The organism is Protofrankia sp. CiP1_Cm_nod1 (genome assembly GCF_920888515.1).
In the GTDB taxonomy this organism is placed as follows: domain Bacteria; phylum Actinomycetota; class Actinomycetes; order Frankiales; family Frankiaceae; genus Protofrankia.
In genome coordinates this window covers 1-9,327 of sequence record NZ_CAKKTM010000400.1, presented here as the reverse complement: position 1 = coordinate 9,327, position 9,327 = coordinate 1, and the positions used below count along the sequence as shown (strand labels likewise).

Below are 9,327 nucleotides of genomic sequence, written 5' to 3'. Positions count from 1 at the left end.
GGGCCCGCGGCGAACGAGGCGGCGGCGGCCGGTGCCGCGGCGGTGCCGACGGTGCCCGCCGAGACCGGTCACACCCACCCGGTGGGCCTGTCGGCCCGGGAGGTGCGGGGCGAACTGCCGCGCAGCGTCCCACCGGGCGAGGCGCTGTCGGCGCAGAACGTGGTGGACGCGCCGCTGTGCTTCACCTGCGGGGTCACCATGCGTCCCGCAGGCAGCTGCTACGTGTGCGAGCAGTGCGGCTCCACCAGCGGCTGCAGCTGAGACCGGGCGGTATCGCGGCGGGATGCGGTATTTCGCCTGATCTAGATAGCCTTCGGCTGTCGAGCCGTCGCAGGACCACGCCGAGCGCTGTCCGTAGAGTTGCGTTGATCGGGTTGTGGTCGGTAGGCAGCGGAGGCCGGTGCGTGGACGAGATCGACTCGCTGGAGGGGGCGACCCTGGTCAGGGTGCTCTCCCAGCTGCGCACCGGCTTTGAATACCGTCCGAGTGCGTTCCCGGCCTCGGTCGCGCTGTGCGGGCTGCGGGACGTTCGCCACTACAAGGTCGCCGCCGGCGGCAGCCCAGAACTGTCCGGGGGGCCGAGCCCGTTCAACGTCATCGTCGAGTCGCTGCGACTCGGTGACTTCACGCTGGACGAGATCCACGATCTTTACAGTCAGCACACGGCAGAGACCGATCGGGTGTTCACCGATGAGGCCGTGGAGCAGGTGCACCGGCTGGCCACGGGCCAGCCCTGGCTGGTCAACGCGCTGGCGGCCGAGATCGTCGACCGGATGAAGGTCCCGGTCACAGAGCCGGTCTCGGTGGAACACGTCAACGCTGCCCGGGAACGGATCATCCAGGCCCGGCCAAGTCACCTCGACTCACTCGTCCGCCGGCTCCAGGAGCCGGCGGTACGCCGGGTTCTCGAGCCCGTTCTCGCTAGCACCGACGAGCCGGCCGACCTGACCTGCTCGGACGACCGGTCCTATGCACGCGACCTCGGCCTGGTCGCCGAGACGCCCGACGGCGGCCTGCGGATCGCCAACCCGATCTACGATGAGGTCATCGCCCGCGCGCTGGCCGAGATCGTCGTGCGTGACCGGGGGCGCTTCCAGCACCGCGGGACTTCGTCCGCCCCGACGGCCGTTTCGACGTGCCGGACATGCTGACCACGCTCGCCCGCTATTGGCGGAACAACGAGCCAATGCTCAGGGTGAAGAGGCCCTACCGGGAGGCCATCCCGCACGCCATCTTCCTGAGCTGGCTCGACCGGGCTGTGAACGGCGACGGTGACGTCTTCCGGGAGTTCGCCGCCGGCGGCGGCTGGGCCGACATCCATATGACCTGGCGCTACACCGCCCCCGATGGCACCAGTGCCGAACAGCACGAGGCTTTCGAGGTGAAGACCCACCGCCCCGGCTACGCCGACCCGGTCAAGGAAGCGATGACCCAGCTCGACGGCTACCTCAACCACCTCAGCCTGGCCTCGGGCTACATCGTCATATTCGACCAGCGCCCGCGGCCGGAGTCCGCCGCCGACGGCCCGCTGACGACCCAGACCAGCCCGGCCGGCCACACCGTCACCATCGCCCGCCTCACGGTCCCGCCCTCACCCGGCGAACAGCCTGCGGCCTCGTCGTCGTAGCCCACGCCACAGCGCCGCCTCGCACCGAATCGATCTTGACTGCCGCGGGAATACCGCAGATCACGAATATGTGCCTTCCGCCAGTATCGCGGGAGCCGGTGGACCCGGCGCGGCGGCTGGTCAGCCGCCGTGCCGGGTCAGGTGCTCCCCGTCCGCGCCCGTGCGGGCGGACGGCAGGCGGTGGGCCGGTTTCCGGCCGTCGAGCAGGTCCAGGAGCAGGGCTGCCGTCCACGAGAAGTGGTTGCTGCCCACTCCGGTGCCGTCGAACGGTGAGTAGTACTCGTACAGGCCCTCGGAACCGGCGATCATCGAGATCGTGTCGGCGCGCAGCCGGTCGGCGAGCTCGCCGCGGCCGGCGCGGTCGAGCCCGTCGGCGAGCAGCCAGTTCATGTTCACCCAGACCGGGCCCTGCCAGTAGCAGCGGGGCTGGAAGTCGGGATCGTCGGTGGGGGTGCTGGCGATGCCGTGGGCCGGCCAGAACCGCGGCGCGGTCATCCGGCTGACAAGATCCTCGACGCCGGCGGGGGGCACGACACCGGCGTACAGGGCGAGGAAGCCGGCGATCGTGGGCCTTCGGATCAGCCGGCCGGAACGCGCGTCCCGGCTCCAGTACATGCCGTCGGCGAACAGGGCGGGCAGCGCCGCCCTGGTCCGGCGGGCCGAGCGCAGCAGCTGCGCGGGCAGTTGTTCGCCGATGTCGGCGGCGATGTCGCGCAGGTGGTCGTTCGCGCGGGCGAGAATCGCGTTGAAGGCGACATCCTGTACCAGCGGGACGCGGGACGCACGAATCCGGCTGAAGTCGTAACGGGCATCGCGTAGCTCCCCGACCAGGTGGTAAAGGGTGAACAGGTCGGTGGCGGACAGCCGCTGGTCGGACGGAACCTCCTTGTTGTCCCGGCGCAGGGCGTCGAGCGCGCCATCCCCGTTGAGCCGGCGGATGAGCTTCAGGGGGATGGGAGCCGCCCTGCGGGTGAGCTCCATCCAGGCGGGGGTGTTGTCCATCCCCGACTCCCACGAGTGGACCAGAGTGACCAGCCCGGTGTCGTCGGGGTCGCGTTCGCGGTACAGCCAGCAGTGGTAGCGCAGCAGGCCCGGATAGACCGCCCGGTAGAACTCGCGGCGCCGGGCCGGGTCGAACACCTCGCCGACGCGGACGACAGCTTCGGCGATCATCGGCGGCTGGGTGACGCCGGTGGTCTGCACGTGCCGCGGGCCGGCGTCGACGAGGTCGGAGCGCCACCGGTCGGGCCCGGCGTGGTAGCTGCCGGAGCCGGAGAAGATGACGTGCGGGATCATCCCGTTGAGCCACTGGCCCTGCAGCAGCGCGAGGATTTCCCGGCTGGCCCGTCCGGGGTCGACGTGCCGTAGCCCGATGGCGATGAAGCAGCTGTCCCACAGCCACTGGTGGGGGTAGAGCGTCGGGGAGGGCCGGGTCGCCTCGCCCAGATCGTTGTCCCGCAGTACCTCGATCGCGGACGTTCGGAGTTCGGCGAGCACCTCGGACGACAGGGCCGGCGATGACATCGTGTGAGGGTACCGGGGCCGGTGGCCGGTAGCGCCGGAACCTCGTGGCACCTTCGTGATCTCACGTACTCTCAGTGACGATTGTTACGGTCTGTCCACATTGTTGTGGTCATGTTGGTGGAAAATTGGGGCTAGTCTCGTTCTCGACAGCGCGGACGTGGAGAACTGAAGAGATAATTAGTTATTCGTGACACACTGGCCGATCCGCGGAGTAGTCTTCGCGACAGCGGGTGCGGCGTCCCGAGGGTGAGGGTCTACACTGCTTCGTAGACCCGGCGATCGCTTACGTCCGGTTGTGTCTGAACGCGGAATGGGAGAGACGTCCCCAGGCGTTGCCCATACGTGCAAGCACCAAGACCCGTCACCCGCACCGACCTTCGGATCTGCTACTGATGACGCTGCCTGCCCTCGAACTTCATGAGCGCTCCGATGAGCCGCGTACGCGTGCCGTGAGCACGCGACGGACTCGTCGGTCATCCACTCCTGCCCGCACGACGCCCAGCCGCAGCTTGGCTGCCGTGCCCGATGATACCGACGAACTCGACGTCACTCAGGTCGCCGAGCTCGTCGCGCGTGGACGTGAGTCCGGCGAACTCAGCCGTGCCGAGCTCCGTGAGGCACTGGAGACCGCCGATCTCGGTCTTGAACTGCTGCCTGTCCTGGTCGCCCGGCTGACCACACTCGGGGTCGAGGTTCTCGACGAGGAAGAAGAGGAGGCGCCGGGCGGGGCTGCGGCCACGCGCGCGACGTCCGAGCACGCCGGGACCGCCGACCTCGTCCGTATGTACCTGCGTGAGATCGGCAAGGTGCCGCTGCTCAACGCCGCGCAGGAGGTCGAGCTGTCGAAGCGGGTCGAGGCCGGGCTGTTCGCCGAGCACAAGCTCGACACCGACCCCGACCTGGCTCCGGAGCTGCGCCGGGACCTGCAGACCCTGGTCCGCGACGGGCACGCCGCCAAGCAGCAGCTGGTCTCGGCGAACCTGCGCCTGGTCGTCTCGGTCGCCAAGAAGTACAGCGGCCGGGGCATGACCCTGCTCGACCTGGTCCAGGAGGGCAACCTCGGCCTGATCCGCGCGGTCGAGAAGTTCGACTACGCCAAGGGCTACAAGTTCTCCACCTACGCCACCTGGTGGATCCGGCAGGCCATCGGCCGAGCCCTGGCCGACCAGGCCAGGACCATCCGGATCCCGGTACACGTGGTCGAGCAGATCAACAAGATCACTCGGCTGCAGCGGCAGCTCGTCTCCACGCTCGGCCGGGAACCGACCGACGAGGAGCTGGCGCTCGAGCTCGACATGCCGATCGAGCAGGTCGTCGAACTGCGGCGGTACGCGCAGGACACGGTCAGCCTGGAGACCGCGGTCGGCGACGACGGCGACTCCGTCCTCGGTGACTTCATCGAGGATGCCGACGCCACCTCGCCCGCGGACGCCGCATCCTACGGCGCCATGCAGGATGAGATCGAAGGCGTGTTGAGCGGGCTCACCCCGCGTGAGCGTGAGGTGATGCGGCTGCGGTTCGGCCTCGCCGACGGCAAGCAGCACACCCTCGCCGAGGTGGGCAACCGGCTGGGGCTGACCCGGGAACGGATCCGCCAGATCGAGCGGGACACCCTGCGCGAACTGCGCAAGCCGGCGGTCGCGAGCAGGCTGCGGGAGTTCCTCGACTAGTTGCCCCGCGTACGGCTGGTTTCCGCGTAGAACGCGTACGACGTGACGATCCCCTGCCCGGGTAGTTGACCGGGCAGGGGATCGTCACGTCGTAGGACCGGTCAGCGGACCGGTCAGCGGGTCGTCGGCGGCATGAACGGCAGCAGCGCCTGAGGGTTGGCGACGGCGCCGAGGCTGACCGCGCGCTCCAGCGGCTCGCCCAGCAGCAGCCGTCTGACCGGCACCTCCAGTTTCTTGCCGTTCTGGGTGCGCGGGACCTCGGCGATCTCCTCGACGCGGTCGGGCACGTGACGGGGGCTGAGCTCACGGCGGATCGTGGCGCGCAGCGTCCCGGTGAACGCGTCGTCGAACACCACGCCGCCGGCCAGGCAGACGTAGAGGACGAGCTCCCCACGCCGGCCGGCGGTCGAGGTGTCGATGACGATACTTTCGGTCACGCCGGGGATGCTCTCCACCACCTGGTACAGCTCGGCGGTACCGATCCGGACGCCCGCGCGGTTCAGCGTGGCGTCGGACCGGCCGTGGATGGACACCGCCCCGCTGGCGGTGATGCTCGCCCAGTCCCCGTGCCGCCACACGTCCTCGTAGGCCGAGAAGTAGGTTGCCCGCAGCAGCGAGCCGTCCTCGTCCCCCCACAGGGCGACCGGCATGGACGGCATGGGGGCGGTGACCACCAGCTCGCCGACCTCGTCGACGACCTCCTTGCCCTGCTCGTCGAAGGTGGTCACCGCGCAGCCGAGCCCACGCATGGGGATCTCCCCGGCGCGCACCGGCAGCGTCGGCAGGCCGAGCACGAACGCGGTGCACACCTCCGTCCCACCGCTGATGGAGGACAGCATCAGGTCGTCGCCGACGGACTCGTACACCCAGGCGTACGTCCGCGCGGGCAGCGGCGCGCCGGTGGATCCCACGGTGCGCAGCGCCGAGAGGTCGGCGATCTCACGGGGGACCGTGCCGGAGCGCGCGCAGTCGGTCAGGAAACCGGGGCTCGTCCCGAAACAGGTGACTCCGGTGGCCTCGGCCAGCCGCCAGAGGGTGCCGGGGCCGGGGAATTTCGGACTCCCGTCGAAGAGCACCACGGCCGCGCCGGCGAGCAGGCCGGAGACGAGCAGGTTCCACATCATCCAGCCGGTGCTCGTCACCCACAGGAAGCGGTCGTCCGGCCCGATGTCGAGGTGGAGCACCAGCGTCTTGAGATGTTCGAGCAGGATGCCGCCGTGACCGTGCACGATCGGTTTGGGTTTTCCGGTCGAGCCGGAGGAGTACAGGATCCACAGCGGCGCGTCGAACGGGAGACGGTGGAAGGCCGGGACGGCGTCGTCGCACCCGGCGAGCAGGTCCTCCCAGGCCAGCAGGCCCGGCAGGCCGGTGGCGCGGGCCCGGTCGAGGGCGTCCGTGGCCAGGTAGGCGACGACGACGGTGGCGCGCAGGCCGGGCAGCCGCTCGGCCGCCTTGGCCAGCACGCCGAGCGTGTCGAACGACCTGCCGCCGTGGGTGTAGCCGTCGACGCCGATTAGCACGGTCGGGCGCACCTGGGCGAAACGGTCCGCGAGGCCGGTGGGCCCGAAGTCGGGGGAGCAGGACGACCAGACCGCCCCGATCGCGGTGGTGGCGAGCATGGCGACCACCGCGTGTATGCAGTTCGGTAGCACGGCGCAGACCCGGTCGCCCGGCCCGACCCCCAGCCGGCGCAGGCCCGCGGCGGCCGCCGCGACCTCGCGGCGCAGCTCGTCCCAGGACACCACGGCCGTGGTGGCGTCCTCGCGTACGGCGATCACCGCCGGCGCCGGCCCGTGGCGGGTCAGGGCGTTCTCGGCGTAGTTCACCCGGGCGGTCGGGAACCATCGGGCACCCGGCATCCGCGCGTCGGCGAGCGCGGGCCCGTCCCCGCGTTCGCCCTCGACCGCGCAGAAGTCCCAGACCGAGTCCCAGAAGCCGTCGAGATCGTCCACCGACCACTGCCACAGGGCGGTGGCGTCGGTCAGCCGTCGGCCCCGTTCGGCGGCCAGCCACTCGAGGTAGGCGGTGACCCCGGCGGCGCGGACCCGCCGCGCGGACGGCGTCCACAACAGTTGTCCCTCGATGCCGGTGTCCGCTCCGGTCTCCGGTGCGGGTCCGTGTTCGTTGCCGTGTCCAGCAGCCACGGACCCAGACCCTAACGAATCCCCGGCGACAGGGCCCGGCATGATCCTGGGCGTTTGGCCCCGGGCATTCATCACAATGGAACGACAAAGGATGTCGATAATGCGGCCCATGTTCCCGGGGAATCCGTTGGGCCCGATATGGCCGGGCCGGGCCGGCTACTGTCAGGGGCATGGGCGGGTGCTGCCCGGCCGGGCGGCCCAGGGCCGGCAGCGGCCGGGAGAGGACGGGCGGGACGCCGCCGGGCATGCGACGTCGCACATGCGATGCGCGCCACCCCTGTCGGTCGATGGACAGCGCACGGCCTGCCCGGCCCGGCACGATCGGGCGCATGAGGTGTCTTCCAGGCTCAGGGTGTGTCCCGGGCCGTCGAAGGTTTTGGGCACAACGGTGCCACACCGGCCACAATCGTCTCCCATGACGACGCCGTTCCTCGGGGAGCTTTCCGGACAGCCGCGGAGCGGGCCGGCGGGTGACCAGGCCGGCTGGAGCGAGGCTCACAGGGCCCACCGGACGAACGGCGCCGGCCACCCGGACGCGCAGAGAGCCGAGGACGCCGAGGTGGCCGGGGACGACGACGGCAGGGGCACCGCCGGGCGGGAGCCCGCCGAGGCCGGCCCGGGCGGGAGCCCGCCGCGGCCGCCCGCCGCGGTGGAACCGGTCATCACCCTGCTCGAGGCGCTGTTCACCCAGGCGCCGGCCGGCTTCGCCTTCTACGACACCCAGGGCCGCTACCTGCGGGTCAACGACGTCCTGGCCAGGCTGAACGGGCGGGCGCCCGGCGAGCACATCGGCCGCACCATGCCGGAGCTGCTCGGCGACATCGGCCACGAGATGGACCGCCTGCTGCGGCGGGTGCTCACCACCGGCGAGCCGGTGGCCACCTTCGAGGTCAGCGCCGCCACCGCCGCCCAGCCGCCGCGGATCTGGACGATGAGCTGGTTCCCGGCCACGGACGCCCATGGCGTGCCGCTGGGCGCGGCGCTCGTCGCCACCGACGTCACCAGGATCGGCGACACCCGGCACCAGCTGGCCCGCGGCGAGGCCCGGTACCGGGCGCTCGCGCGGGCCGGGGACACGGACGTGTTCCACGCCGGCGCCCGCGGCGCCCTGGACGTGGACATGCCGCGCTGGCGGGCCGCCACCGGCCAGAGCTTCCCGGAGATCGCCGGGGCGGGCTGGCTCGACGGTGTGCACGCCGAGGACCGGGACCGGGTCGCCGACGCCTGGCGCAGGGCTGTCGAGCAGCGCGCCGTCTTCGACGCCGAGTTCCGGCTCGACACCGTGGACGGGACGGAGCGGGTGCTCGTCATGCGGATCGTTCCTATTACTGAGGGTGATTATCCGCTGGAGTGGATCGGCGTCAGCCATGACGTGACCGAGGTCCGGGCCGCCGCGGCGGCCCACGGCACGCCGGCGGCCGACAGCTCCGGCACAGCTGGCACAACGTCCGGCGCGGACGGACGGGACGGACGGACCGGACGGGATGGACGGACCGGACGGGATGGACGGACCGGACAGGACGAGCAGGATGAACAGGACGAGCAGGTTCGCCTGGTCACGGCGGCATTGTCACGCGCTGTAAGCGTTGACGAGGTCGCCGTCGTGGTGCTCGACGCCGGCCGGCAGGTACTGGGGGCGAACGGGCGGGGGATCGCCCTGGTCGACGAGGTCGACAACTGCCTGCGTTTCCGGTCGCTGCTCGGTTACCCTGCGCTCCTTGCCCAGGCGTGGTCGGGGATCGGCCTGGACGCGTCCCACCCGGTCGCGGAGGCGGTCCGTGGCGCCTCGCCGCTGTTCCTCCTCGACCGGGAAGAGCTGACCGCGCGGTGGCCCGCGCCCGAGCAGGCCGCGGTCCTCGCCGAGGCCGACGAGCATGCCTGGGCGATCCTGCCACTGGCGACCGTCGACGCGCCGTTCGGCGTCCTGCTGTTCGGGTTCCGGGCCCGGCAGGCGTTCTCCGCGGCCGACCGCGCGTATCTGGCCGCGCTCGCCGACCAGTGCGCCCGGGCGCTGGAACGCGCGACGCTGTTCGAGCGCGTCCTGGCCGAGGCCCGCTCCAGCCGCCGGGCGGAGGAGACCGCCCGCACCGCCGCGGCCGCGGCCCGGGAGGCCGGCCGTCGCCTCGAGCTGCTCGCCCGGGCGACCGGGGCGGTCGGCAGCGCGCTGGAGGAGCCCGAGCGGGCCCTGCGGGCGCTCACCGACGTCATCGTGGGCGAACTGGCCGACTCGTGCGCGGTCTACCTGGTCGAGCCCGGCTCGGACGATCCGGCTGGCCCGGACGATCCGGCTGGCCCGGACGATCCGGGCGGCCCGGACGGCCCGGACGGCCCGGGCGGCCCGGACGCCCCGGCTGGCCCGGAC

The 9,327-nt window shown here is 71.4% G+C and carries 7 protein-coding genes; 5 read left to right on the top strand and 2 right to left on the bottom strand.

All coding sequences use genetic code 11. The annotated features are described in order from the left end of the window. From NBX02_RS18165 to NBX02_RS18155, 3 genes are all read left to right on the top strand, one after another. Positions 1-261, top strand: a 261-nt coding sequence (locus tag NBX02_RS18165) for a hypothetical protein (RefSeq protein WP_250292364.1), incomplete at its 5' end; no start/stop codon positions are given. Positions 262-404: 143 nt separating this feature from the next. After that, entirely contained in the window at positions 405-1,151 is a 747-nt protein-coding gene (locus NBX02_RS18160) for a hypothetical protein (RefSeq protein ID WP_250292362.1), read from the top strand. Then, on the top strand, positions 1,145-1,627 hold the full coding sequence (locus NBX02_RS18155) for a hypothetical protein (protein WP_250284689.1): 483 nt from the start codon (positions 1,145-1,147) through the stop codon (positions 1,625-1,627). Before NBX02_RS18160 ends, NBX02_RS18155 begins: the two co-directional genes overlap by 7 nt. Positions 1,628-1,747: 120 nt before the next feature. Here NBX02_RS18155 and NBX02_RS18150 read toward each other — a convergent pair whose 3' ends face one another. Further along, the gene (locus NBX02_RS18150; RefSeq protein ID WP_250284691.1) at positions 1,748-3,151 is read right to left on the bottom strand and encodes an amylo-alpha-1,6-glucosidase; all 1,404 of its coding nucleotides are present in this window, start codon (positions 3,149-3,151) and stop codon (positions 1,748-1,750) included. A gap of 392 nt (positions 3,152-3,543) precedes the next feature. Here NBX02_RS18150 and NBX02_RS18145 point away from each other — a divergent pair, with 392 nt between their 5' ends. Next, positions 3,544-4,821, top strand: a complete 1,278-nt coding sequence (locus NBX02_RS18145; protein WP_250284693.1) for an RNA polymerase sigma factor — start codon at positions 3,544-3,546, stop codon at positions 4,819-4,821. 113 nt (positions 4,822-4,934) lie between these two features. Here the strand turns inward: NBX02_RS18145 and NBX02_RS18140 are convergent, their stop codons facing one another. Beyond that, the gene (locus tag NBX02_RS18140) at positions 4,935-6,965 is read right to left on the bottom strand and encodes an acetoacetate--CoA ligase (RefSeq protein ID WP_250284696.1); all 2,031 of its coding nucleotides are present in this window, start codon (positions 6,963-6,965) and stop codon (positions 4,935-4,937) included. Positions 6,966-7,380: 415 nt separating this feature from the next. On the opposite strand from NBX02_RS18140, the gene NBX02_RS18135 reads away from it, so the two are divergent. After that, a partial coding sequence (locus tag NBX02_RS18135; protein WP_250292360.1) for a PAS domain-containing protein occupies positions 7,381-9,327 on the top strand: 1,947 nt, incomplete at its 3' end.

Excerpts from the sequence above, each read along its gene's own strand:
- NBX02_RS18155 (WP_250284689.1), top strand. The coding sequence starts at position 1,145 with ATGCTGACCACGCTCGCCCGCTATTGGCGGAACAACGAGCCAATGCTC.
- NBX02_RS18150 (WP_250284691.1), bottom strand. The coding sequence starts at position 3,151 with ATGTCATCGCCGGCCCTGTCGTCCGAGGTGCTCGCCGAACTCCGAACG.
- NBX02_RS18145 (WP_250284693.1), top strand. The coding sequence starts at position 3,544 with ATGACGCTGCCTGCCCTCGAACTTCATGAGCGCTCCGATGAGCCGCGT.